General features: G+C 73.8%; 19 protein-coding genes. 12 read left to right on the top strand and 7 right to left on the bottom strand.

What is annotated here, in order from left to right; translation table 11 throughout:
• The first annotated feature begins 150 nt into the window (after window positions 1-150).
• Window positions 151-1,632, top strand: coding sequence for an extracellular catalytic domain type 1 short-chain-length polyhydroxyalkanoate depolymerase (locus ACFY8O_RS09790; RefSeq protein WP_387900387.1), 1,482 nt, complete (start codon window positions 151-153; stop codon window positions 1,630-1,632).
• Window positions 1,633-1,894: 262 nt separating this feature from the next.
• On the opposite strand, the gene ACFY8O_RS09785 is transcribed toward ACFY8O_RS09790, so the two are convergent.
• Window positions 1,895-2,413: a hypothetical protein gene (locus ACFY8O_RS09785; protein ID WP_387900385.1), complete on the bottom strand. Its 519-nt coding sequence runs from the start codon at window positions 2,411-2,413 to the stop codon at window positions 1,895-1,897.
• A gap of 272 nt (window positions 2,414-2,685) precedes the next feature.
• Here ACFY8O_RS09785 and ACFY8O_RS09780 point away from each other — a divergent pair, with 272 nt between their 5' ends.
• From ACFY8O_RS09780 to ACFY8O_RS09760, 5 genes are all read left to right on the top strand, one after another.
• The gene (locus ACFY8O_RS09780; protein ID WP_145801777.1) at window positions 2,686-3,948 is read left to right on the top strand and encodes a prenyltransferase/squalene oxidase repeat-containing protein; all 1,263 of its coding nucleotides are present in this window, start codon (window positions 2,686-2,688) and stop codon (window positions 3,946-3,948) included.
• Complete coding sequence (locus ACFY8O_RS09775; protein ID WP_387900383.1) at window positions 3,945-4,628, top strand: SCO2322 family protein; 684 nt, start codon at window positions 3,945-3,947, stop codon at window positions 4,626-4,628. The genes ACFY8O_RS09780 and ACFY8O_RS09775 overlap by 4 nt, the downstream gene beginning before the upstream one ends.
• Window positions 4,625-5,770, top strand: a complete 1,146-nt coding sequence (locus tag ACFY8O_RS09770; protein ID WP_145801775.1) for an energy-coupling factor transporter transmembrane protein EcfT — start codon at window positions 4,625-4,627, stop codon at window positions 5,768-5,770. Before ACFY8O_RS09775 ends, ACFY8O_RS09770 begins: the two co-directional genes overlap by 4 nt.
• Complete coding sequence (locus ACFY8O_RS09765) at window positions 5,767-7,518, top strand: ABC transporter ATP-binding protein (protein WP_387900381.1); 1,752 nt, start codon at window positions 5,767-5,769, stop codon at window positions 7,516-7,518. Before ACFY8O_RS09770 ends, ACFY8O_RS09765 begins: the two co-directional genes overlap by 4 nt.
• Before the next feature lie 251 nt (window positions 7,519-7,769).
• A complete protein-coding gene (locus ACFY8O_RS09760) occupies window positions 7,770-8,543 on the top strand; it encodes an ECF transporter S component (protein ID WP_387901077.1) in 774 nt (257 codons plus the stop codon).
• A gap of 70 nt (window positions 8,544-8,613) precedes the next feature.
• Here ACFY8O_RS09760 and ACFY8O_RS09755 read toward each other — a convergent pair whose 3' ends face one another.
• Genes ACFY8O_RS09755 through aroQ form a run of 3 tightly spaced genes read right to left on the bottom strand, consistent with a single transcriptional unit; the run spans window position 8,614 to window position 11,763 of the window.
• Complete coding sequence (locus tag ACFY8O_RS09755) at window positions 8,614-10,407, bottom strand: bifunctional sugar phosphate isomerase/epimerase/4-hydroxyphenylpyruvate dioxygenase family protein (protein ID WP_387900379.1); 1,794 nt, start codon at window positions 10,405-10,407, stop codon at window positions 8,614-8,616.
• A 25-nt stretch (window positions 10,408-10,432) separates the two neighbouring features.
• The gene (locus ACFY8O_RS09750; RefSeq protein WP_387900377.1) at window positions 10,433-11,296 is read right to left on the bottom strand and encodes a shikimate dehydrogenase; all 864 of its coding nucleotides are present in this window, start codon (window positions 11,294-11,296) and stop codon (window positions 10,433-10,435) included.
• Window positions 11,293-11,763 carry a type II 3-dehydroquinate dehydratase gene (gene aroQ, locus ACFY8O_RS09745; protein WP_387900375.1) on the bottom strand — a complete coding sequence of 157 codons (471 nt, stop codon included), beginning with the start codon at window positions 11,761-11,763 and terminating at the stop codon, window positions 11,293-11,295. Before aroQ ends, ACFY8O_RS09750 begins: the two co-directional genes overlap by 4 nt.
• Before the next feature lie 179 nt (window positions 11,764-11,942).
• On the opposite strand from aroQ, the gene ACFY8O_RS09740 reads away from it, so the two are divergent.
• Together ACFY8O_RS09740 and ACFY8O_RS09735 are read left to right on the top strand one after the other, a co-directional pair.
• On the top strand, window positions 11,943-12,602 hold the full coding sequence (locus tag ACFY8O_RS09740) for a TetR family transcriptional regulator (protein WP_387900373.1): 660 nt from the start codon (window positions 11,943-11,945) through the stop codon (window positions 12,600-12,602).
• A 218-nt stretch (window positions 12,603-12,820) separates the two neighbouring features.
• Window positions 12,821-14,182, top strand: a complete 1,362-nt coding sequence (locus tag ACFY8O_RS09735) for an MFS transporter (protein WP_387900371.1) — start codon at window positions 12,821-12,823, stop codon at window positions 14,180-14,182.
• A 154-nt stretch (window positions 14,183-14,336) separates the two neighbouring features.
• Here ACFY8O_RS09735 and ACFY8O_RS09730 read toward each other — a convergent pair whose 3' ends face one another.
• The gene (locus tag ACFY8O_RS09730; protein ID WP_387900369.1) at window positions 14,337-16,502 is read right to left on the bottom strand and encodes a bifunctional glycosyltransferase 87/phosphatase PAP2 family protein; all 2,166 of its coding nucleotides are present in this window, start codon (window positions 16,500-16,502) and stop codon (window positions 14,337-14,339) included.
• A gap of 336 nt (window positions 16,503-16,838) precedes the next feature.
• On the opposite strand from ACFY8O_RS09730, the gene ACFY8O_RS09725 reads away from it, so the two are divergent.
• Window positions 16,839-17,315 (top strand): GNAT family N-acetyltransferase, encoded by a 477-nt coding sequence (locus tag ACFY8O_RS09725; RefSeq protein WP_387900367.1) that lies wholly within the window; start codon window positions 16,839-16,841, stop codon window positions 17,313-17,315.
• 16 nt (window positions 17,316-17,331) lie between these two features.
• Here the strand turns inward: ACFY8O_RS09725 and ACFY8O_RS09720 are convergent, their stop codons facing one another.
• Window positions 17,332-19,383: an MDR family MFS transporter gene (locus ACFY8O_RS09720; protein WP_387900365.1), complete on the bottom strand. Its 2,052-nt coding sequence runs from the start codon at window positions 19,381-19,383 to the stop codon at window positions 17,332-17,334.
• Window positions 19,384-19,515: 132 nt separating this feature from the next.
• Between ACFY8O_RS09720 and ACFY8O_RS09715 the strand changes: the two genes are divergently transcribed.
• Entirely contained in the window at window positions 19,516-20,541 is a 1,026-nt protein-coding gene (locus ACFY8O_RS09715) for a peptidoglycan-binding domain-containing protein (RefSeq protein ID WP_387900363.1), read from the top strand.
• A 203-nt stretch (window positions 20,542-20,744) separates the two neighbouring features.
• A complete protein-coding gene (locus tag ACFY8O_RS09710; protein WP_387900361.1) occupies window positions 20,745-21,407 on the top strand; it encodes an HAD-IA family hydrolase in 663 nt (220 codons plus the stop codon).
• Between the two features lie 430 nt (window positions 21,408-21,837).
• On the opposite strand, the gene ACFY8O_RS09705 is transcribed toward ACFY8O_RS09710, so the two are convergent.
• Window positions 21,838-22,572 carry an ABC transporter permease gene (locus ACFY8O_RS09705; RefSeq protein WP_387900359.1) on the bottom strand — a complete coding sequence of 245 codons (735 nt, stop codon included), beginning with the start codon at window positions 22,570-22,572 and terminating at the stop codon, window positions 21,838-21,840.
• 234 nt (window positions 22,573-22,806) lie between these two features.
• Between ACFY8O_RS09705 and ACFY8O_RS09700 the strand changes: the two genes are divergently transcribed.
• A complete protein-coding gene (locus ACFY8O_RS09700; RefSeq protein ID WP_145801761.1) occupies window positions 22,807-23,451 on the top strand; it encodes an HNH endonuclease family protein in 645 nt (214 codons plus the stop codon).
• Window positions 23,452-23,550: the final 99 nt, after the last annotated feature.

The following is a 23,550-nucleotide window of genomic DNA, read 5'->3' as shown; positions in this document are numbered from 1 at the left end:
CCGGGCGGGCGGCCGGGGGCCACGAACCGGCGCAAGGGGAGCGCCGCACACAGCGGAGGGCGGCGGGTGTCCTTCTGCCACATGGGCGGCCGGCGCCCCGGCTCATAGGTTCCGGCAGCATCCGCACGTCCGTCGAAGGAGGCCCCCCTCGTGCGCCCAACGATCCTGCGACGCCTGGTCCGGCGCGTCGCCCCCACCGTGGCCGGTGTGCTCGCCCTGCTCACCGCACAGCCCGTGTCCGCCGTCGCCGCCCCCGCGGCCCCGGCCGCCGCGAGTCTGGTGCAGGTCACCGGCTTCGGCTCGAACCCCGGCAATCTGCAGATGTTCGCCTACACCCCGGACGGCCTGGCGGCCGGAGCGCCGCTCGTCGTCGCCCTGCACGGCTGCACCCAGTCGGCCGGCGCCTACTACAGCAACTCGGGCTGGCCCAAGTACGCCGACCTGTGGGGCTTCGACGTCGTCTTCCCGCAGACCACCTCGGCGAACAACGCGCTCTCCTGCTTCGGCTGGTTCGACCAGAACGAGAGCACCAGGGGCAAGGGCGAGGCGGCGTCGGTCGTCCAGATGGTCGAGTACGCGAAGAAGACGTACGGCTCCGACGGCCGCCGGGTCTACGTGACCGGGCTCTCCGCGGGCGGCGGGATGACGGCCGATCTGCTGGCCGCCTACCCGGACGTCTTCGCGGGCGGTTCCGTGGCCTCCGGTCTGCCCGCCCAGTGCGCCACCACCCAGGCCGCCGCGTCGGGCTGCCAGTCGGGCCCGCAGAAACTCTCCCCCGCCCAGTGGGGCGACAAGGTGCGCGCCTCCTACCCGGGCTGGACCGGCCCCTGGCCCCGGGTCGCCATCTGGCAGGGCACCGCGGACTACACGGTCCAGCCCGCCAACGCCACGGCGCTGCGCGACCAGTGGACCGACGTCTGGGGCATCGGCCAGACCCCGTCGAGCACCACGAGCCTGCCCGGCAGCACCACGCGGAGCGTCTATGCCGACGCGGCAGGGAAGCCCGCCGTGGAGACGTACTCAGTGGCGGGCATGGGGCACGGCCTGCCGGTGAGCCCGGGGTCGGGCACCGAGCAGTGCGGGGCGACGGCCGCGTACTTCCTGAACACCGTCTGCTCGGCCTACCACACGGGTCTGTTCTGGGGGCTGGACGAGGACGGCCCGGGCGGTGAAGAACAAGGGCTCCCCGCCCCCACCGGGCTGAAGGTCGGCGGGGTCACCGACACCGGCGCCTCGCTGGCGTGGGACGCGGTGGTGGGCGCCGCCTCCTACGCGGTGTACCGCGACGGCGCGAAGGTGGCCACGACGCCCTCGACGTCCTACACGGACAGCGGGCTGACGCCCGGCACCACCTACCGCTGGACGGTGGCCGCGGCCGGCGCGTCGGGCACCGCGGGGACGGCGTCCGCCGCGGTCACGGCGACCACCTCGGGCGGTACGGCTCCGGCGCGGTGCTTCACGGCGTCGAACTACGCCCATGTCACGGCCGGCCGGGCGCACACCTCGGGCGGGCACGCCTACGCGAACGGGTCGGAGCAGGACATGGGGCTGTACAACGTCTTCGTGACCCACACGCTCCGGGAGTCGCCGGCCGGTCACTTCGTGATCGCCGACTCGGGCTGCCAGGCCTGAGCCCGGCCGCTGACTCCGGCCACCGGGCCCGAGCCCGCCTCGGACCCGGCTGCCGGGCCTGTGCCCCGTCGCGGGCTCCGGCCGCCGGACCTACGCCGGCCGGGCATGCTGCGCCCGCGCCTGACAACGGGCCGGACCCTCGGAACCCGCGCCCGCCGAGCCGGGACCCGCTGAGCCCTCCCCCGCCGTCAGGCCGGTCCCTGCCGGGCCCGCACCTGGCATCCCCGCCGCCGGGCCGGTCCCTCTCGGCCTGCACCTGGCGTCAGGCCGGGTCCTCGTAGCCGCCCCGGATGTCCTCGGGCAGTTCACAGCCGTCCTCGACGGCCGTGAGCGACACGAGCTGTTCCGGGCCCGAGTCCGTCAGCGTGTAGTGCCGGGCGTAGAGCTTCCAGTTCCGCTTGGCCAGGGTGCGGTAGGTGACGTCCTGTTCGGCGTGGCTGGAGACGATCTCCCAGTCCTGCTGCCGCAGCTTGCGCACCGCCGTCTCGAAGGCGCCCTCGGCCTCCGCCGCCGGCGCGTCGCCCCACCAGGGCACGACGCACGTGTGCCAGGCGCCCGTCGGCAGTCCCGCCATGGAGGTGTGCCCCGCAGGGAGCCCGCCGTTGCGGGCCACCGCCTCTATCTCCGCCGTCACCGTCTCCTTGGTGAACGGCACGGTGGGTTCCGGGGAGGGCGCCGGCGCGCTCCCGCTCTCGTCCCCGAGGCCGCAGCCCGCCGTCACCGTCATCAAGCCGGCCACCACGGCGGTCGCCGCCGCCGTACCTCTTCTGCTCCCGCGCACTGGATGCTTCCCACCCGGTCGTTCCTCCCCACGGGCGCGCGCCCGTGTGACCCCCGCCGGAGTCTCGCACGGGCTCTGACCTGCTGGGAAGGCCCTGCCCCCACGGGATGGCGGCACTCCGCCCGGAGGGCGTCGCGGGCCCCCCGGTAGAGTGAGCGGGTCGTCATCATGCCCGTACAGGGGGAAGCCGGTGCGAATCCGGCGCCGACCCTTCCCCGCGCGCTCGGCTCCGCTCGAGCCGGGGAAACCCCATTCGAGAGGCCCAGCCCGTCATGTCCGTACGCCGCCGCGCGGCAGCGCTCGCGATCACCGCCGTGCTCTGTGGAACGGCCGCCCCGGCGGCGGTCGCCGCGCCGAGTCCGTCCCCGTCCCCCTCGGCGAAGGCTCTGCCCGCCGGGCTGTACGGCACCGGGGACCCGACGTACGACGGGGTGTGGCGGCAGTCGCTGGCCTTCCTCGCGCAGAAGATCGAGCTGGTCACCCCCGCCACGAAGGCGGTGGACTGGCTCGTGGGCCAGCAGTGCGCGAGCGGGGCCTTCGCCTCCTACCGTGACGCGTCCCGGCCCTGCGACGCGAAGACGGTGGCCGACACCAACGCCACGGCTGCGGCTGTCCAGGCCATGGTGGAGCTGGCCGTGCACCGTGAGGTCGTGGACAACGGGGTCAGCTGGCTGAAGTCCGTGCAGAACCCGGACGGCGGCTGGGGCTACAACCCGGGCAGCCCCAGCGACGCCAACTCCACCGCCGTCGTGACCGGCGCGCTGGGCCGGGCCGGGGTGCCGCTGGCCGACGTCACCACGAAGGACGGCAGGACCCCGTACACCGCGCTGCAGAGCTTCGCGCTGCCCTGCGGGGACGGCGCGGACGCGGGCGCGTTCGCCTACCAGCCGGACAAGGACGGCAAGCTCGTCGCCAACGCGGACGCCACGGCAGCCGCCGTGATCGGCGCGATGGGCAAGGGCATGGCCGCGGGGAACTCCAACGCCGTGAAGGCCCCGGTCTGCCACACCGGCACCGACCTCACGGCCGAGCAGACCGCGCAGAACGGCGCCTCCTACCTGGCGAGGACGCTGGCCGGTTCGGGTCATCTGGACCTGCCGCCGATGCCGGGCGCCGAGGAGTCCGAGCCGCAGCCCGACTTCGGCAACACCGCGGACGCGGTCGTGGCCCTGGCGGCGTCGGGCCACAAGGACAAGGCGGCCGGAGCGGTGGCCTACCTGGAGAAGCACGCGCAGGACTGGGCGAAGAAGGGCGGCCCCGCCGCGACCGCGCAGCTGGTGCTCGCGGCCCACGCGACCGGCGCCGACGCCCGTGACTTCGGCGGCACCGACCTGGTCAGGCAGCTGAACGCGACGGGTCCCGCGCCCGCCGCCACCGCCGTGCCCTCGCCGACCTCCTCGGCCCCGGGGAAGCCCGCGGACACGAGCAGCGACGACGGGGGGCTCGGCCTCTGGTGGATCATCGGCATCGGGCTCGCCTTCGGCGCGGGCATCGGCTTCCTGCTGAGCGGACGCCGGAAGAACCAGCAGCTGTGAGGCGCGCGTCGGGCACGGCGGCGCTGCTGCTCCTCGCCGGCGCCGTCCTGGCCGTGCTCGGCGCGGGAACCGCGCAGGCGGCCGGTTACCGCTACTGGTCCTTCTGGGAGGGCGACGGCGGGAAGAGCTGGACGTACGCCACCCAGGGGCCTTCCGTGGTCAGGCCGGACGACGGCGCCGTGCAGGGTTTCCGGTTCTCGGTGAGCGAGGACTCCCAGGACTCGGCGCAGCCGCGTCGCGCACCGGACTTCGGGGCCGTCTGCGCGGACACTCCGGCGAAGGACGGCCGTAAAAGGATCGCGCTGGTCATCGACCCGGGCACGGCGGCGGACGCGCCGGACGGCGAGACGCCGCCGGCTCTGCGCACCGCCTGCGCGCAGGTCGCTCCGGACGCGAGCGCGGCGGAAGCCCTCGCCTCGGTGGCGAAGCCGCTGCGGTACGACGACTCCGCGATGCTCTGCGCGATCTCGGGCTACCCGCGTGCGGGCTGCGGCGAGCAGACGGACGGCTCGTCCGGCGCCGCCCCGGAGCAGTCGCAGGACCAGGCCAAAAGCGAGGACCAGGACCGGGCCGCCGACGACGGACAGGGCGGTGGCCCCTCGGCCGGTGTGCTGACCGGCGTCGGCGCGGTGCTGGCCCTGGGTGTCGCCGCGGTACTGCGGGCCCGCCGCCGCCGATGACCCGCTCCGCCGGATCGTCCCGGCTCCGCCATGCCCTGCGCGCCCCGGCGGCGAGCCGCGCCAACGCGCTGCCGGCCGGGGCCTGGTGGGTGTGGGCGCTGGGCCTGGCCACCGCGGCGTCGCGTACGTCCAACCCGCTGCTGCTCGGGCTGCTGGTGGGGGTGGCGGGCTATGTCGTCGCGGCGCGCCGCACGGACGCGCCCTGGGCCCGTTCGTACGGGGCGTTCCTCAGGCTGGGGCTGTTCGTCGTCGCCGTGCGGCTGGTGTTCTCCGTCCTCCTCGGCTCGTCCGTGCCCGGCACGCACACCCTGTTCGCGCTCCCCGAACTGCCCCTGCCCGGCTGGGCGCAGGGAATCCGGCTCGGCGGCCGGGTCACCGCCGAGCAGCTGGTGTTCGCGCTGTACCAGGGGGCGAAACTGGCCGCGCTGCTGATCTGCGTCGGCGCGGCGAACTCGCTGGCCAACCCGGCGCGGCTGCTGAAGTCGCTCCCCGGCGCCCTGTACGAGGTGGGGGTGGCCGTCGTCGTGGCGATGACCTTCGCGCCGAACATGGTCGCCGACGTGGCACGGCTGCGGACGGCGCGCCGGCTGCGCGGGCGTCCCACCGGGGGGATCGGTGCGGTGCTCCAGATCGGGCTGCCGGTGCTCGAAGGCGCCCTGGAGCGTTCGGTGGCGGTGGCGGCGTCCATGGACGCGCGGGGCTACGGACGCACCGCGCAGGTTCCGCCGGCCGTGCGCCGCACCACCCATGTCCTCACGCTCGGCGGACTGCTGGGCGTGTGCGCGGGGACCTACGGGCTGCTGGCCGCGGAGGGCGCCGTGTACGGGCTGCCGCTGGTGCTGGCCGGGCTGCTCGCGGCGGTGGCGGGACTCCGGCTCGGCGGGCGCCGCTCGGTCCGCACCCGCTACCGGCCCGACCGCTGGGGGGTGCGGGCCTGGCTCGTCGCGGCCTCGGGCGTGGCCGTGGCGGGGGCGATGATCTGGGCGGGGACCGCCGATCCGGAGGCCCTGAGCCCGGGCGTCGTCCCGCTCACCGCTCCCCTGCTGCCGCTGTGGCCGGCGGTGGCCGTGCTGATCGGGCTGCTGCCCGCCGCCGTGGCGCCGCTGCCCCCGTCCCTCTCGGAATCCAAGGAGCGCGCATGATCCGGTTCGAACAGGTCTCGGTGCGCTACGAGGGCCTCGCGCGTCCCACGCTGTCCGGGGTCGACCTCACGGTCCCGGAGGGGGAGATGGTGCTCGTCGTGGGCCCGTCCGGCGTCGGGAAGTCGACCCTGCTGGGTGCCGTGTCGGGTCTCGTACCGCACTTCACCGGCGGGGTCCTGACCGGCCGGGTCACGGTCGGCGGCCGTGACACCCGCACCCACAAGCCGCGTGAACTCGCCGATCTGGTCGGCACGGTGGGGCAGGATCCGCTGGCCCACTTCGTGACGGACACCGTGGAGGACGAGCTCGCCTACGGCATGGAGTCGCTCGGCCTCGCCTCTGACGTCATGCGCCGCCGGGTGGAGGAGACCCTCGACCTGCTCGGGCTCGCGGAGCTGCGCGACCGTCCGATCGCCACGCTCTCCGGGGGCCAGCGCCAGCGCGTCGCGATCGGCTCGGTCCTCACCCCGCACCCGAGGGTCCTGGTCCTGGACGAGCCGACCTCCGCGCTCGACCCGGCGGCGGCCGAGGACGTCCTCGCGGTGCTCCAGCGACTCGTGCACGACCTGGGGACGACGGTGCTGATGGCCGAGCACCGGCTGGAGCGTGTGGTGCAGTATGCGGACCAGGTGCTCCTGCTGCCCGCGCCGGGAGCCCCTCCGGTGCTGGGCGCGCCCGCGGAGATCATGGCCCTCTCGCCGGTCCGGCCGCCCGTGGTGGATCTGGGCCGGCTGGTGGGCTGGGACCCGCTGCCGCTGTCGGTGCGCGACGCCCGCCGCCGGGCGGCCGGCCTGCGGGAACGGCTGGCGGACGTGGAGCCGCCGGCACCCGGTCAGCCGCCGCACGAGGTCCCGGCGTACGCCCCCGAGACCCCGCTGCCCGCTCAGCCCGCCGCCCGCCCCGGCTTGCTGGACCGCGTGCTCGGCCGGGGCCGTACGCGGCGCACGGCCCCGGCGGTGCCGCTCGCGACGCCCGGCGACGCGGACGCTCCGGTCGCCCGGGTGGAGGGCCTGGGGGTGCGCCACGGGCGGATCGAGGCGCTGCGCGGGGTGTCGCTGTCGGTGGCGCCGGGCGAGACCGTGGCGCTGATGGGCCGCAACGGCGCGGGCAAGTCGACCCTGCTGACCACCCTCATCGGGACGACCGAACCGTCCACGGGCTCCGTCCTCGTCGGCGGGCTCCGGCCGTCGCGTACCCCGCCCCGTGACATGGTGCGTCGCGTGGGGCTCGTGCCCCAGGAACCGCGCGATCTGCTGTACGCCGACACGGTCGCCGCCGAGTGCGTCGCCGCGGACGCGGACGCGGGGGCTCCCGGGGGCAGTTGCCGGGCGCTGGTGTCGGAGCTGCTGCCGGGCGTGCCGGACGACGCCCACCCCCGTGATCTCTCCGAGGGGCAGCGGCTCGCGCTGGCACTGGCGCTGGTGCTCACCGCCCGGCCTCCGCTCCTGCTGCTGGACGAGCCGACGCGTGGCCTGGACTACGCGGCGAAGGCCCGGCTCGTCGGTGTGCTGCGACGGCTGGCCGCCGAGGGGCGCGCCCTCGTCCTGGCCACGCACGACGTGGAGCTGGCGGCGGAGCTGGCACACCGGGTGGTGATCCTCGCGGACGGCGAGGTCGTCGCCGACGGGCCCACCCGCCAGGTCGTGGTCTCCTCCCCCGCCTTCGCCCCGCAGACCGCGAAGATCCTCGCGCCGGGACAGTGGCTGACCGTGGCGCAGGTACGCACCGCCCTGGAGGCTCCCGCATGACGGACCGCGGCGCGGGCGCTCAGCGCCCGGAGGAACACGGCACCACCGGCCCCGGCACGGATACGCACGACGACGCGGCCCCCGGCACGACAGCCCGTGGTACGGATACGCACGAGCACGAAGCCCTCGGCACGGATACGCACCACGACGCAGCCCCCGGCACGACAGCCCGTGGCACGGATACGCACCACCCCGAAGGCTCCCGCGCGGCGGTCCGGGCCGCCCGCCCGGTCCGGCTCGGCCCGCGTGCCGTGGCCGCGCTCGTCCTGATCAGCGTGGTCGGGCTGGCCGGCTTCGGCTGGCCGCTGCTGGCCGGGCCGGACTCGGGCCTCGCCCACGCCGAGGACGCACCGTGGCTGTTCGCCGTACTGCTGGCGCTGCTCGTCGGCGTCGTCCTCGCGACGGTCGCGGACTCCGGGCTGGACGCGAAGGCCGTGGCGATGCTGGGGGTCCTCGCCGCGGTCGGCGCGGCGCTGCGCCCGCTGGGCGCGGGGACGGCGGGCCTGGAGCCCATGTTCTTCCTGATGGTGCTGAGCGGGCGGGTCCTGGGTCCCGGCTTCGGATTCGTCCTCGGCTCGGTCACCATGTTCGCCTCGGCCCTGCTGACGGGCGGGGTCGGGCCGTGGATGCCGTTCCAGATGCTGTCGATGGGCTGGTTCACCATGGGCGCGGGCCTGCTCCCGGGGGTGGACCGGCTGCGCGGCCGGGGCGAGCTGCTGATGCTGGCGGTGTACGGCTTCCTGGCGGCGTTCGCGTACGGCACGGTCATGAATCTGTACGGCTGGACGATCCTGCGGGATCTCGCCCCCGGTATCTCCTTCGTCGCCGGCGACGCGCTGCACGAGAACCTGGTCCGCTTCCTCGCCTACTGCGCCGCCACCTCGCTCGGCTGGGACCTGGGCCGGGCCGCCCTGACCGTGGCCCTGACCCTCTCCATCGGCCCCACCCTGCTGCGGGCGCTGCGCCGGGCCACCCGGCGCGCGGCCTTCGACGCCAGGGCGGCCTTCGAGGCCCCGAAGGCGTGAGGGCGGGGCCGCTCCGGCCGGCCGTGCGGCGCCCGGCGCCTCCGGTGCTCCGCCTGCGGGTGCCGACCGGTCATTCGGCCACGGCGTGCTGGGCGGCGAGCCTGACGGCGGCGTTCCGGGCGCCGTATCCGTCGTACCCGCCGACGCGCTCGACGAGTTCGAAGAAGACCCGGCCGGTCGTCACGGTGTAGCAGTGCCTGAACTCCCCCTTCTCGTCACGGTCGTAGAGGATGCCGAGCTCCCGGTAGGTCTCCAGCTCGCCGGGGGCGAACGTGTGGTGCGCGGCCAGGTCGTCGTAGTAGTTGGTGGGCACGGGCAGCAGCCGGGCTCCCGCCGCACGGACCCGCCGGACGGTGGCCACCAGGTCCTCGGTGAGGAGCGCCACGTGCTGGGGCCGTCCGCCGCGGGCGGGGTCGTCCGTGGGGGACGCCCCGACGCCGAGTGCGATGCGCACGGTGCCCGCCTCGTTGCTGACGGCGCGGCTGCGGAGCAGACCGTAGGGGTCGGCCAGGTCGACGCTCGCGTGCGGGCGCAGGCCGAGCACACCTCGGTGGAAGAGGGTCGCCTCGTCGAAGTGGTGCCAGGGCTGGGTCAGCGCGACGTGGTCGACGCGCGTGATCCCCGCGGGGGCCGGGCGGTGCGGAGCGGGCGCGAAGTCGCCGGTCCAGCCCGTGCGCCCGGAACGGTCGGTGGCGCAGAAGAAGAACTCGGTGCCGTCCGGCGCGGCCACCGCGTCCAGCGGCGCGTCCTCGGGCGCGCGGCGCCTGGGCAGCACGGGGGCGAGCAGCGACTCGGCGCGGGCACAGGCCCCTGCGGGATCCGGGCTCTCCAGGCCCACGGCGGTGAGCGAGGGCTCCGGCCGGTGGCTGCCGGTGTCGGTGTTGACCAGGATGCCGGCCTCGCCCTGCTCCCAGAGGTCCACCGGCTTTCCGGAGTGCCGGGCCGTACGGGAGAAGCCGAGCGCGGTCAGCAGCGGGGTGATCCTGGCCGTGTCGGCCGTGGCGATCTCGACGAACGCGAAGCCGGTGGGGACGACGGGCTCCGGGGGCGCGGCCAGCCCGGCCGCCTCCTGGAGCAGCGTCAGCGAGCGCCGTGCGTCCACCGCGGTACGGCCGGCGTCCGCCTGACGGAAGACGTCGTTGAACACCTCCAGGGAGAGGGGCCCCTCGTATCCGGCGCGGACGGCGGCCCGGACCAGTCCGGCGACGTCGAGGTCGCCCTGCCCCGGGAAGCAGCGGTGGTGGCGGCTCCACTGGAGGACGTCCAGGGCCATCTGCGGGGCGTCGGCGAGCTGGAGGAAGAAGATCCTGTCACCGGGGATGGCCTCGATCCCCGTCACGTCGGAGCCCCGGGCCAGGATGTGGAAGCTGTCCAGGCAGACCCCCAGGGCGGGATGGTCCGCGGCCTCGACGATGCGCCAGGCGTGGTCGTACGTGCTGACATGGCGGCCCCACGCGAGCGCCTCGTACGCGACCCGGATGCCCGACTCGCCCGCGAGGTCGGCGAGCCGCCGCAGCTGTGCGGCGGCGAGCGCGTCGTCGTCGAGCGCGTGCGGCGAGACACTGGAGCAGACCAGGACGGTGTCCGCGCCCAGCCGTCGCATCAGCCGGAATTTGTGTTCGGCCCTGCGCAGGTTGCGGGCGAAGGCGTCCTCGGGGACGGCCTCGATGTCACGCATCGGCTGGAACAGGTCGATCTTCAGACCGAGATCCGCGGCCTGGTCCCGGATCTCCTCCGGGGAGAGCGGGCTGCCGATCAGGTCGTTCTCGAAGATCTCGACGCCGTCGAAGCCCGCGCGCGCTGCCGCGGTGAGCTTCTCGGTGAGCGTTCCGCTGAGCGAGACGGTGGCGATGGACGTACGCATGTCGGTCCTCCTGCGGGGCTGGGCTTCAGCGCGCGGACGTGAGAGCGGCGATGTCCGCGAGCATGCGCGCGGTGTCGGGTTCGCGGCCGGTGAAGAGCCGGAAGGCGTCGGCCGCCTGGTAGGCGGCCATGCCCGCCCCGTCGAGGGTGGGGCAGCCCAGGGCCCGGGCGGTGCGCACGAGCGCGGTCTCCAGCGGCCGGTAGACGATCTCGGCGACCCACAGCCCGGGGTGCAGCAGGTCGGCGGGGAGCGGGAGACCCGGGTGGGCGGCCATCCCGATGGGCGTGGCGTTGACCAGGCCGTCGGTGTCGGCGAGTTGGTGCGCGATGTCCAGGAGGCCGGCGGTGGCGGCCCGGCCCGGGCCGAAGTGCTGGTCGAGGGAGTCCACCAGCGCCGCCGCCCGTTCGGGCCGGGCGTCGAGCACCGTGAGCCGGCCGGCGCCCAGGGCGAGCAGGGCGTGCGCCACGGCGGCCCCGGCTCCGCCGGCGCCGAGCTGCACGACCCGGTCCAGGGGCGCGTCGGGCAGCCCCCGGGCGAAGGACGCGGCGAAGCCGGTGGTGTCGGTGTTGTGACCGATCGCCCTGTCCCCGTCGAAGACGACGGTGTTGACCGCGCCGAGCGCCTCGGCATGCGGCGAGAGACCGTCGAGGTGGGCGAGGACCTGCTGCTTGCAGGGGTGGGTGACGTTGAGCCCGTCGTATCCCATGTCCCGTGCGGACCGCACGAGTTCACCGGTGTGCTCGGGCGCGACGCCCAGCGCGCCGATGTCGATGAGGCGGTAGAGGTAGCGCAGCCCCTGCCGGTCCGCCTCCCGTTCGTGGAGGGCGGGGGTGAGCGAGGGGCCGATGCCCGTGCCGATGAGGCCGACGAGATACGAGTCCCGGCTCAAGGGTTCTCCTCCAGGAGGCGGGCGAGGTGGGTCAGCGCCATGGCGTAACCATGGGCACCCGCCCCGCAGATGACGGTCTCGGCGACGGCCGAGACGTAACTGTGGTGGCGGAAGGCCTCACGCCGGTGGATGTTCGACAGGTGCACCTCCACGACCGGCAGCTCCACGGCGGCGAGCGCGTCCCGCAGGGCGACCGAGGTGTGGCTGTACCCGGCGGGGTTGATCACGATGCCCCGGTGGGCGGTGCGGGCCTCGTGGACGGCGTCGATGAGCACGCCCTCGTGGTTGCTCTGCCGGCAGTCGGCACGCAGCCCGTGGGCCTCCGCGGTGGCCCGGCAGAGCTCGTCCACGTCGGCGAGGGTGTCCTTGCCGTACACCGCGGGCTCGCGCAGGCCGAGCAGATCGAGGTTGGGTCCGTTCAGCACGAGGACGGGGACGCCTGGGGGCGGGGCTGGGGGGTTCGGCATCGGTCACTTCCCATGGATGCGCGGGCCGGGGATCCGGCGGCACACCTGACTCTAATGTACGGACTGGTTAGTTAGTCATACCGAAAGTCGGGCGCGCTGGGAAGACCCCGCACCGAATCGGCCGCCCGGCGCGCCGATCTAGAATCGCGTGCACGCACCGACTCCCGCGAAGGATCCGGATGACCAGCACCGAAGGACCCGCCCGGCCGGCCGCGCGCACCCGCGACGCGGCGCGCACCAAGGCCGAGATCCTGGCCGTCGCGACGCGGGAGTTCGCCCGCCTCGGCTACGCGGGCGCCCGGGTCGACGAGATCGCGGCCAGCACCGCCACCACGAAGCGGATGATCTATTACTACTTCGGCGGCAAGGAACAGCTGTTCACCGCGGTGCTGGAGCGGGCGTACACCCGGATACGCGAGGCCGAACAGCTGCTGGACGTCGAGCACCTGGACCCCGTGGCCGCGGTCCGCCGGCTGGCCGAGCTGACCTTCGACCACCACGAGGAGCACCCGGACTTCATCCGCCTGGTGAGCATCGAGAACATACACGAGGCCGAACACATCGCCGCATCCGCCGAGTTGAGCCGGATCAGCTCACCGGCGATCGAGGTGCTGCGGCGCATCCTCGACACCGGACGCGCGTCGGGGCTGTTCACGGCGGACGTCGACGCGGTGGACCTGCACGCGATGATCAGCTCGTTCTGCTTCTTCCGCATCGCCAACCGGCACACCTTCGGCGCGCTCTTCGGCCGCGACCTGGTGGACGGCGGCCGGCGCGAGCACTACCGGACCATGCTGGGCGACATGATCATCGCGTACCTCACGGCCGAGCGGCACTAGGGCCTCCCGTCCGGGTCACGCCGGTCCCGGCGGGGGCTCTCCGAGGAGACGGGACCGGATTCCGCACGGGCCCGGCGCATCGGTTTCCGTGCGGACTCTTGACAGGGACGACAACTGCTCGCAACATCCCTAGCCATCCGCAACTAACTACCTAGTGCGTTAATTAGCCGGGTCCGCTCACCCCTCCCCGCACGGAACGTCCCCCGAAGGAGCCCGACGTGACCGCTCACGACCCTGCCTCCGGCCCCCCGTCCCCACCACAGGCCCAGCCCCGCAAGGCCGCGCTCGCCGCATGGATCGGCAGTGCGCTGGAGTACTACGACTTCTTCATCTACGGCAGTGCGGCGGCGCTGGTCTTCCCCAAGGTCTTCTTCGACGAGTCCGACCCGGCGAACGCGACCCTGCTGTCGCTGGCCACCTTCGGCGTCGCGTACGCGGCCCGCCCGGTCGGCGCGCTCTTCCTCGGCCATGTCGGGGACCGTCTCGGCCGCAAGAAGATCATGGTCTTCACGCTGATGCTGATGGGCCTGTCGACGTTCCTCATCGGCTGTCTGCCCACCCGGGAGCAGATCGGCGGGGCGGCGCCCGCCCTGCTCGTCCTCCTGCGGATCCTGCAGGGCATATCCGCGGCCGGCGAGCAGGCCAGCGCCAATTCGATGAGCCTGGAACACTCACCGCAGCACCGGCGCGGCTACTTCACCAGCTTCACCATCAACGGCACGCAGGCCGGCCAGCTGATCGCGACCCTCGCCTTCATCCCGGTCGCCGCGCTCCCCGAGGAGCAGCTCCTGTCCTGGGGCTGGCGCATCCCGTTCTGGCTGAGCGTCGCCGTGGCGGTCACCGGATACGTCATCCGGCGCACGCTGGAGGAGACCCCGGTCTTCACCAGGCAGGCGGAGACCGAGGGCGTGGCGAAGATGCCGCTGGCCGTGCTGCTGCGCGACCACTGGGCCGATGTGCTGCGGGTCGTGGCCGCGGCCGTGATCGCCACGGTCAGCACGATCTTCACCGTCTGGGCACTGTCGTACGCGACCAGCGACGCCGTGGGCCTGAGCCGCACCGGCATGCTGTGGGTCGGCGCACTGGCCAACCTGGTCGCGCTGTTCACCATCCCGCTGTGGGCCCGGCTCTCCGACCGCATCGGCCGCCGGCCGGTCTTCCTGGTGGGGGCCGTCGGCAGCGCCGTGGCGATGCCGCTGTACCTGTGGGCGATCTCCACCGGCAGCTTCCCGCTGGTGCTGATCCTCGGCGTGCTGGTCTTCGGCGTCGTCTACAGCGCGGCGAACGGCATCTGGCCCGCCTTCTACGCCGAGATGTTCCCCACCCGCGTCAGGCTGTCGGGCATGGCGATCGGCACGCAGACCGGTTTCGCCGTCGCCGGCTTCGCGGTGGCCTTCGCCTCGCAGATCGCGGGCCCCGACGGGGACAACTGGGCGGGTGTCGCGCTCTTCGCCGCCGCGCTCTGTGTGCCGCCGGCGGTGGCCGCCCTCACCGCCCGCGAGACGGCGCACGTGAGGACGGAACTGCTCGGGGAGCGGCCCGCCACGGCGGAGAGGACCGGGGTCTCCGTCGGCGCCTGACGGCCCGACGGAGCCGGGCGCCCCTCCACTCGGCCGTTCGAGTGGCCGTGGCCCCGTCGGGGGCGGATGCTGGAGGACGCGGCGATCCATGCCGAAGGGGTGGGGCCGGTTCTCCCGAACCGGCCCCACCCCTTCGGCATGTGCGGGGCGGTTCCTACGCCGTGCTGCCCGCGGGTTCCGCGGGCACGACCCGCTGCCCGCCGGCGCCCTCGCCGCCGGGCGCCGCCTCTGCGGCCGTCCCGGTCGCCGCACCGCCCCCGGTACCCGGGCCGGTGCCGGTGTCCGCCCCGGTCCTCGCCTCCAGCCTCCGCGGCCCGGAGAGGACGTACGTCAGTCCGAAGCCCGCGGCCACCACGGCCGCGCCCCCGACCGCGTCCAGCACCCAGTGGTTGCCGGTGGCGACGATGGCGGAGACGGTGAAGACCGGGTGCAGCAGGCCGAGGGCCTTCATCCAGGCCCTCGGCGCGAGCAGCACGATCACCAGGCCGCACCACAGCGACCAGCCGAAGTGCAGCGACGGCATCGCCGCGTACTGGTTCGTCATGGCGGTCAGCGCCCCGAAGTCAGGGCTGTCGAGGTCCTGTACGCCGTGGACCGTGTCGATGAAACCGAGCCCCGGCATGAGACGCGGGGGCGCCAGCGGGTAGAGCCAGAACCCGAACAGGGCGAGCACCGTGGCGAAGCCGATGGTGGTGCGGGCCCAGCGGTAGTCCGATGGCCTGCGCACGTACAGCACGCCGAGGATTGCGAGCGGCACGATGAAGTGGAAGGTCGAGTAGTAGTAGTCGAAGAAGTTGCGCAGCCAGGGGATGCCGACGACGGCGTGGTTGGCCCAGTGCTCGATGTCGATGTGCAGCCACTGCTCGGCGGAGTGGATCTGCCGGCCGTGCTCCTCGGCGGTGGAACGCCCGGCGGTCGCCGCCAGGCGGACCTGTGCGTACGCGGAGTACACGACCCGGATGAGCAGCAGTTCCAGCAGCAGGTTGGGGCGGCTGAGCACCCGCCGCCAGAACGGCAGCAGCGGCACCCACGCGGCCCGGGACGGTACCGGCCGGGCGTGCTCCGTAGGGACGGGCCGCTGCCAGTGCGGTGAGGTGCGGGACAGGAACGGCGCCACGCAGGCCGCACCGAGCGCCGTGACGAGCAGGATGTTGTCGCGTACGGGAATGATCACCCCGACGTTCGGCAGCAGCATCTTCCCCGGCAGCGTGAGGACGAGCACCACGACCGCCGGCCAGACCAGCCGGTCGGAGGCCCGGGTGCCGACCCGGCCCACGACGGCGAGCAGCACCCAGAGCAGCTGGTGCTGCCAGGCGGTGGGCGAGACCGCGACGGCCACACAGCCCGTGACGGCGACGGCCAGGAGCGGCTGCCCGTCCCGGGCGTAGCGGACCGCGCGGCGCAGGCCGACGAGGACCACGGCGGCGGCCAGCACGAGGAACAGGGCGATCTCCGCAGGACCCTGGAGCCCGAACCGCAGGAGCGCGCCGTGCAGGGACTGGTTCGCCAGGCTGTCGGGCCGCTCGCCGAGCCCCGCGCCGGCCAGATGGTGCACCCAGTACGCCCACGAGTCCTGCGGCATGACGGCCCAGGCCAGCGCGGTGCAGACGGCGAAGACGGCGCCCCCGGTCACGGCCGCCCGGCGCCTGCCGGTGAGCCAGAACAGGACGGCGAAGAGGAGCACGACCGGCTGGAGGGCGGCGGCGAGCCCGGCCAGCACTCCCGGGAGCCGCTCACCACGCGCCACGAACCAGGCGAGGAGCACCAGCAGGACCGGCAGGATGCTGGTCTGCCCCAGGAACAGGGTGTTGCGCACGGGCAGCGACACCATCAGCAGGGTGATCGCGAACGGGGCCGCCAGGAACGCCGTACGCCGGCTCACCGGTGCGGGCAGGGCGCGTACGGCGACGAAGCCGAGCGCCACGACGAGCAGCAGGGTGCCGAAGGTCCATACGACGCCGAGGGCCTGTTCGGCGGAGACCGTCAGCGGCTTCAGCACCAGCCCCGCGAACGGCGTGCCGGTGAACCGGCCGGGGTCGTACAGGGAGCCCGCCATGTGCAGGACCCCGGTCGCGCCGGTCCAGGTCTCCAGATCGGTGAGGCGTTCACCGGCCGGTCTGCTCAGCACCACCGCCATCTGCCGCACCGCCAGGACGGCGACGAGCAGCCAGAGGACGGCCCTCGCCGCCGCGGCCCTCGCCCCGGGATCCGCCGCCACGTTCCCCCGCACACCGCTCTCCGCATCTGCCACGCTGCGCCGACCCTCCCGTTTCACGCACTTGTCCCCTCGGCCCGGGTTTGTGCGGATGAAGCCTCGCATTGCCCTATGAGGTAGACACAATCAACCCCCACTTAGCCTGACTGTCACCACTCATTTGCAGAAAGAATGACCGAATGCCGACCGGTCCCGGGGCCGGATCAGCCCGCGCGCTCCGGTGGGTCCCCCTCACGGCAGACGGCCGAAGGGCCCCCGGAAACCCCGGTGGCCGGGGCTGCCGGGTCCGGGCGCCGGCCGGGCGGTGACCAGGATGTGTGTCCGCAGGGTGAACACGGCGGCAGGCACGTGCGGGGGACACCGGACGACGGTCTTCGGGGTGCGTCCAGGGCCACCGCAAAAGGGTTCGTCATACGAACACACCTTGGACAGAATGGCCCGATGACCTGGACCGTGACCCCCGAACACGTCGCCACCCCCGACGCGACCCTGCTGCGCCGGGACTACTACGACGAGGTGGCGAGCCGCTACTGGGGCCGCCCGGCGACCACGGCCGAGATCGACGAGGGTCTGCACGACGACGGCGCCGACCGCCTCGCCCCGCCCACCGGTCAGTTCCTGGTGGGGCGGTACGGCGGCGAGCCGGCGGGCTGCGCGGGCCTGCTGCTGGTCGACGGGGCGACCGCGGAGCTGACCCGGGTCTTCGTACGCCCCCGCTTCCGCGGCACGGGCGGCGGCGGCCTGCTGCTCGCGGGCATCGAGGACTCGGCGCGGGCGTCCGGGGTGCGCCGGATCCGGCTCGACACCCGTGACGACCTGGTCGAGGCGCGCGGGCTGTACGCCAAGCGCGGGTACCGGGCGGTCCCCGCGTTCAACCAGGGCCCTTACGCGGAGCACTGGCTGGCCAAGGAGCTCTGAGTCCCCGGCCCGGCTCTCACCCGACCGAGTGGTCGCGGCGCGGGTCGGGCATGTGCGGCCGTTCCTTGCTCGACCCGCTCACCTCGGCCGTCAGCTCCGTCACGAGGCGGACCAGGTCGGTGGGCCGGTCGGGGGTCCACCAGTCGCCCAGCAGCTCGGCCAGGGACTCCTCGCGGGCCTGCGACAGCCGGACCACGGCCTCCGCTCCCTGCTCGGTGAGCACCAGCTGCATGCCCTCGCGCCGGGCGAGTCCGCGCTCCTCCACCTGACGGGCGGCCGAGGTGATCACCCTCAGCGGCACCGGGGCGACGTCGGCGAGCAGGCCGGGTTCGACGGTGCCGTGCCGCTTGATGCGCAGCAGCAGCCAGCTGGCGGCCGGCTGCAGGTCGTAGCCCGCCCGGGCGGTGATCTTCTCGTAGATCTCCCGGCGCCCCTCACGGGTGGCGAGCACCGAGAGCGCGCGGGCGCACTCGTCGTACGAGGACCGCTGGACCGGGTTGGAGGCCAGGGTCTCGCTGGGGTCGGGAGCCGTCACGGACCCGCGCAGGGGTTCCTCCTTGAGGAACCAGGCGAGGACGAACGCGATCAGGACGACGGGGGCCGCGTACAGGAAGACGTCGGTGATCGCGGTCGAGTAGGCGCTGAGGACCGAGGGACGCAGGTCGGCGGGCAGCCGGCCGATGGCCCGGGGGTCGGCCGCCAGGGCGTCGGCGTCCACGCCGGCCGGCAGGGACCGGCCGCTGAGCGCGTCCTCCAGCTTGCCGGTCAGCCGGTTGGTGAAGATCGTGCCGAAGACGGCCACACCGAACGAGGCGCCGATGGACCGGAAGAAGGTCGCGCCGGAGGTGGCGACGCCGAGGTCCTCGTAGCCGACGGAGTTCTGCACGATGAGCACGAGGACCTGCATCACGAGGCCGAGTCCGGCGCCGAAGACGAAGAAGCAGAGGCTCATCGTCCAGGTGGAGCTGTCCTCCGAGAGCAGGTGGAGCAGCAGCAGCCCGACGACGGTGAGAGCGGTACCGGCGATCGGGAAGACCTTCCAGCGGCCCGTACGGCTGACGATCTGCCCGGAGCCCGTCGAGGTGATCAGCAGCCCGAGGACCATCGGCAGCATGTGCACCCCGGACATGGTCGGGGTGATGCCGTGCACGACCTGGAGGAAGGTCGGCAGGTAGGTCATCGCGCCGAACATCGCGAAGCCGATGACGAAGCTGATCACGGCGACGAGGCTGAAGGTCCGCATCCGGAAGAGCTTCAGCGGCAGCACGGGTTCGGCGGCCCTGCGTTCGGCGGCGACGAAGGCGACGAGCAGCACCACGGCGAGGACCGCGAGCACGATGATCTGCGCGGAGGCCCAGGCCCAGGTGGTGCCGCCGAGGGAGGCGACGAGGACCAGGCAGGTGGCGACCGAGGCGATCAGGAAGGTGCCCAGGTAGTCGATCGTGTGCTTGGTGCGGCGTACGGGGATGTGCAGGGCCGCGGCGATGACGATGAGCGCGACGACCCCGACGGGCAGGTTGATGTAGAAGACCCAGCGCCAGCTGAGGTGCTCGGTGAAGAAGCCTCCGAGCAGCGGTCCCAGGACGCTGGTGACACCGAAGACCGCGCCGAACAGGCCCTGGTACTTGCCGCGTTCGCGTGGGCTGACGATGTCGCCGACGATCGCCATCGACAGCACCATCAGCCCGCCGCCGCCCAGCCCCTGGAGGGCGCGGAAACCGATCAGCTGCGGCATGTCCTGAGCCATGCCGCAGAGGGCGGAGCCGATGAGGAAGATGACGATGGCCGTCTGGAAGAGCCTCTTGCGACCGTACTGGTCACCGAGCTTGCCCCAGAGCGGGGTGGCCGCGGTGGCCGCCAGCATGTAGGCGGTGACCACCCAGGACAGGTGGTCCAGCCCTCCGAGTTCGCTGACGATCGTGGGCAGCGCGGTGGAGACGATGGTCTGATCGAGTGCGGCGAGCAGCATGCCGAGGAGCAGCGCGCCGATGGACACGAGGACGTTCCGCCTGGACCGCCCCTCCCCCGCTTCCAGGGGTGGCGGGCTCAACTGCTGGGCCATGAGCATCTCCTCGGGTCCGCTTCACCCCATCCTGGATGGTCTGTGCCGTTATGGCCTGCCGAGCGGCTGTACGGGCGTTGGGCTTCCCCGTGGCGGCCTGCATAATCGCAGGCAGTTCGAAGGGGAGGGGAACCCACGATGACCGGACACATGTGCCCGGAGTGCGGCGGCGAGCAGAGCGCGAGACCCGGGGCGGGGTGCGCCTGTGGGGCCGTCACGCCGGGAGGGCCTGCCGGGTACGGCCGCCCGTCCGGCCACGGCCGGGCGGCCGGGCAGGCGGCGCGGGACGCGCGGGCGGCCGAGATCGCCGCGGCCGAGGACTTCGACCCGCTGCGCATCCGGCCTTACGTGACCCTGAACAGCGACGACGACGGCGACGGCATGCGGGAGCGGGACACCCCCGCCGCCGCCACCACGATGCCGCTGTTCCTGGGCAGTGCGCCGGGCCCCGTACCGGAGGATCTGCCCGGCCCGCTGCCGGAGGCCGTCACCGCGGGCGGCGCGCCGCACCGGCCCGCGCCCGCCACCTACGCGGGCGAGGGTCCCGACCCCGTACAGCCACGCCGCCGGCGGCCCTTCGCCGTGGCGGCCGTGGGTGCCGCCGTGGTGGCGGTGGTGGGCACGGCGGCGTTCGCCGGAGGCCTGTTCGACAGCAAGGACAGCCGGGACGCGGTGCTGCCCGTGGTGACGACGACGAGCGTGCCGGACGCGACGGCGGGACCCGCCGAGTCGGTCTCCGCGTCCCCGTCGGCGTCCACGTCGGCGACGCCCTCCCGTTCCACGTCCGCGTCACCCTCGGCGTCCCCCTCGGCATCGCGGAGCCCGTCGGCGTCCCCTTCGGCCACCCCCTCGGCGACTCCGTCGCCCTCGGCGTCCGGCACGACGGCACCCGCCACGACGGCCGCGGCGCCGCCGGCCGAGGCGTCCGGCCCCACCCTGCGCCGCGGGGACGAGGGGGCGGAGGTCGTCGAGCTCCAGCGCAGGTTGCAGGAGATCTGGGTCTACCGGGGGCCGGACGACGGCGACTACTCGGCACGGGTGGAGCAGGCGGTCGCGGACTTCCAGCGGTGGGTGTCGGTCCAGGGCGACCCCTCGGGCGTGTACGGGCCGGAGACCCGCCGCGCCCTGGAGGCGCAGACGAGCGGCTCGGGACGGCGCTCCTGAAGGGCCTGGACGAGGGGCCGGCCAGGAGGCTCCCCCGCAGGGCTTCCCGGGGCTCACGCATCGCCGGATTGGCGTTTCGGCGCCGCTTTTTGTACCGTGGTGGAACAAAGTAGCCTCCGCCCGTTCTCCCTGACCGGCGGGCGGGGCTGCTTGTCTTCTTCACCGCAGCTGTGAGCTGTCCCCCCGCGCTCTGGAGCATGCCGATGCAGGCCACCGTCCTCGAAGCCCGCGCCCTCCTGCTGGACATGGACGGCACCCTCGTCAACTCCGACGCGGTGGTGGAGCGCTGCTGGCGCCGCTGGGCGATCGCGCAGGGCCTGGACCCCGTGGCGGCGCTCAAGGTGGTCCACGGCCGCCAGGGATACGCCACGATGGCCGCCCTGCTGCCGGACCGCCCCATGGAGCAGAACTACGCGGAGAACCGGATCATGCTCGCCGAGGAGACCGCCGACACCGAGGGCGTCGTCCCCGTCGTCGGCGCCCCCGCCTTCATGGCCGCGATCGCCGCCCTTCCGCACGCGCTCGTGACCTCGGCCGACGAGGCGCTCGCCCAGGCCCGGATGACGGCCGCGGCCCTGCCGATGCCCGAGACCCGCGTGACCGCGGAGATGGTCGGTGCGAGCAAGCCGGACCCCGAGGGCTTCCTCAAGGGCGCGGCCGAGCTGGGCTTCGACCCGGCGGACTGCGTCGTGTTCGAGGACTCCGAGGCGGGCATCGCGGCAGGGCGGGCGGCGGGCATGCGCGTCGTCGGCGTCGGACCGCGCGCGGCGGCGTTCGCCCCCGACGTCCTCGTCGAGGACCTGACGCGACTCCGGGTCGAGGCGGTCGCGGACGGCTCGATCCGCCTGCACGTGGACGCTCGCTAGCCCTTGCGGAAGCCCGCACCGGACGGCACGGCTCCGGTGCGCACGTGTGCGCGTACGCAGCACCGTCACCGCTCCCCGTCCGTACGGGACCGATCCAGCGCCCCGCACCGCCGCACCCTGCCGGGCGCGCGATGACGCCCAGCGCCGCGACTCCGCGCCTGCCCCTGTGACGCCGCCCCCGCGCGGTGACCCCTCCATCGGGGGCGCGGCCCCCGATGGACGCCCGCCCGTGTGGCGGCCCCACCGCGCCCTGCCGCCCCCACGCCGTCACCCAGCACCGCGCGGGCCACCCGCGCGCTACGGGGCCCGGCAACACCGCACCCCGCCGCACCCGCCCGGTGGCACCCGGCGCCGCCCGGTCACGCCTGAGCCGTGAGACTCCCGCCCGCACGGCGACGCACCGCACGGCGCCGTGACGCCGCGCGTGCGCTCACTCCCGGTGCAGGACCCCCCGCGCGATCAGTTCCAGGACCAGGGCGACGGCCACGGCCTGCACGGCGAGCAGGGCAACCAGGACGAACAGCTGCACCGCTCCCGCCTCCACCGGCGTGGCGCCGCCCAGCAGCATGCCCACGAAGGCCCCCGGCAGGGTGACGAGCCCCACCGTCCGGGTCTGGTCCAGCCCGGGCAGCAGCGCGTCCGACGCGGCGGGGCGGGCGATCTCCAGCCGGGCGTCCCGGTCGAGCATGCCCAGCGCCATCCCCGCCTCCACCTCGCCCCGCCGGGTCGTGAGCTCGTCCAGCGCGCGCCGTCCGCCGAGCACGGTCGCGGTGAGCGCGCCCCCGATGAGGATGCCCGTCACCGGGATCAGCGCGATACCGCGCGCCGGCAGGAGCCCGGTGAGGAGCAGCGCGACGACCACGGGGACGACCCCGGCGGCGATCGGGAGCGCCGCCCACCACCAGGTGCGGTTGCCCGTGATGCGCCGCCCGGCGGTGCGCACCGCCACCGCGAACATGAGCGCCAGGAAGCCGAGCAGGGGCCCCAGGGAACGCACCACCCAGCCGATGAGCAGGGAGACAGCCGCCAGTTGCACGGCTGCACGCAGCCCGGCGACGGCGATCTCGCGGGACCTGCCGAGCGAGGCCCACGCCGCGACGGCGGCGGCGGACACCAGCAGGACGGCGAGCACGACACCGAGCGTGGGTGTGACCGGTAGCAGCACGCGGCCACCCTACGACCGGCCGCGCGAACACCGGGCCGATCCGTGGGCCCGTCAGTTCGCCCTGTCGAACACTCTTCGGACGGGACGTCAGATCTACCGTCCCACCTCTTGATGTGACGTGCGCATGTCGTCACGCTGTTACCTGGTGACCACCCCACCGAAACCCGGCGCCGCCACGATGGCCTGGCTTCACAGGTCGCCAGCCCGACGTCCCCCCACATCAAGGGAGTTCGAATGTCCGGTATCTACGCGCGTCGCATAGCCGTCCTCGCCGCATCGGCCGCGCTCGCCGCCACCACCGGTCTGCTCACGGCCCCGACCGCCCAGGCCGCGATGCCCACCCCGGTCTCCGCCTCGACCGCCCGCACCTACCTGGGCGAACTCACCGTCTCCACCGAGGGTTCGTCGACCGGCTACAGCCGCGACAAGTTCCCGCACTGGATCACCCAGTCGGGCACCTGCAACACCCGCGAGGTCGTACTGAAGCGCGACGGCACCGGCGTCGTCCAGGACTCCTCCTGCGCCGCGACCAGCGGTAGCTGGTACTCGCAGTACGACGGCGCGACCTGGACCGCGGCGTCCGACCTGGACATCGACCACATGGTCCCGCTCGCCGAGGCCTGGCGCTCGGGGGCCAGCGGCTGGACCACCGCCCAGCGCCAGTCCTTCGCCAACGACCTGACCCGCCCTCAGCTCATCGCGGTGACGGACAACGTCAACCAGTCCAAGAGCGACCAGGACCCGGGCGAGTGGCTGCCCTCGCGCACGGCCTACCGCTGCACCTACGCGCGCGCCTGGGTGCACGTGAAGCACTACTACGACCTCAGCGTCGACTCCACCGAGAAGAGCGCCCTGCAGTCCGTGCTGAACGGCTGCTGACCCGTGTCCGCCCCCGCACCTGAGTCCTGAGAGCCCGGGCGCGGGGCGGAACCGACCCGCCCTCCTCCGTCGTTCCGTACCCTACGGAGCCATCGTGCA

Source organism: Streptomyces argenteolus, from assembly GCF_042902585.1.
Lineage (GTDB): Bacteria > Actinomycetota > Actinomycetes > Streptomycetales > Streptomycetaceae > Streptomyces > Streptomyces argenteolus.
Note: the sequence above shows the minus strand (reverse complement) of the source record. Positions and strands in the feature narration are given on the sequence as shown.

Bases quoted from the DNA above. Each gene is read 5' to 3' on its own strand.
- ACFY8O_RS09780 (WP_145801777.1), top strand. From the start codon at position 2,686: ATGTCCGTACGCCGCCGCGCGGCAGCGCTCGCGATCACCGCCGTGCTC.
- ACFY8O_RS09770 (WP_145801775.1), top strand. From the start codon at position 4,625: ATGACCCGCTCCGCCGGATCGTCCCGGCTCCGCCATGCCCTGCGCGCC.
- ACFY8O_RS09765 (WP_387900381.1), top strand. From the start codon at position 5,767: ATGATCCGGTTCGAACAGGTCTCGGTGCGCTACGAGGGCCTCGCGCGT.
- ACFY8O_RS09755 (WP_387900379.1), bottom strand. From the start codon at position 10,407: ATGCGTACGTCCATCGCCACCGTCTCGCTCAGCGGAACGCTCACCGAG.
- aroQ (WP_387900375.1), bottom strand. From the start codon at position 11,763: ATGCCGAACCCCCCAGCCCCGCCCCCAGGCGTCCCCGTCCTCGTGCTG.
- ACFY8O_RS09740 (WP_387900373.1), top strand. From the start codon at position 11,943: ATGACCAGCACCGAAGGACCCGCCCGGCCGGCCGCGCGCACCCGCGAC.
- ACFY8O_RS09730 (WP_387900369.1), bottom strand. From the start codon at position 16,502: ATGCGAGGCTTCATCCGCACAAACCCGGGCCGAGGGGACAAGTGCGTG.
- ACFY8O_RS09725 (WP_387900367.1), top strand. From the start codon at position 16,839: ATGACCTGGACCGTGACCCCCGAACACGTCGCCACCCCCGACGCGACC.
- ACFY8O_RS09720 (WP_387900365.1), bottom strand. From the start codon at position 19,383: ATGCTCATGGCCCAGCAGTTGAGCCCGCCACCCCTGGAAGCGGGGGAG.
- ACFY8O_RS09715 (WP_387900363.1), top strand. From the start codon at position 19,516: ATGACCGGACACATGTGCCCGGAGTGCGGCGGCGAGCAGAGCGCGAGA.
- ACFY8O_RS09710 (WP_387900361.1), top strand. From the start codon at position 20,745: ATGCAGGCCACCGTCCTCGAAGCCCGCGCCCTCCTGCTGGACATGGAC.
- ACFY8O_RS09700 (WP_145801761.1), top strand. From the start codon at position 22,807: ATGTCCGGTATCTACGCGCGTCGCATAGCCGTCCTCGCCGCATCGGCC.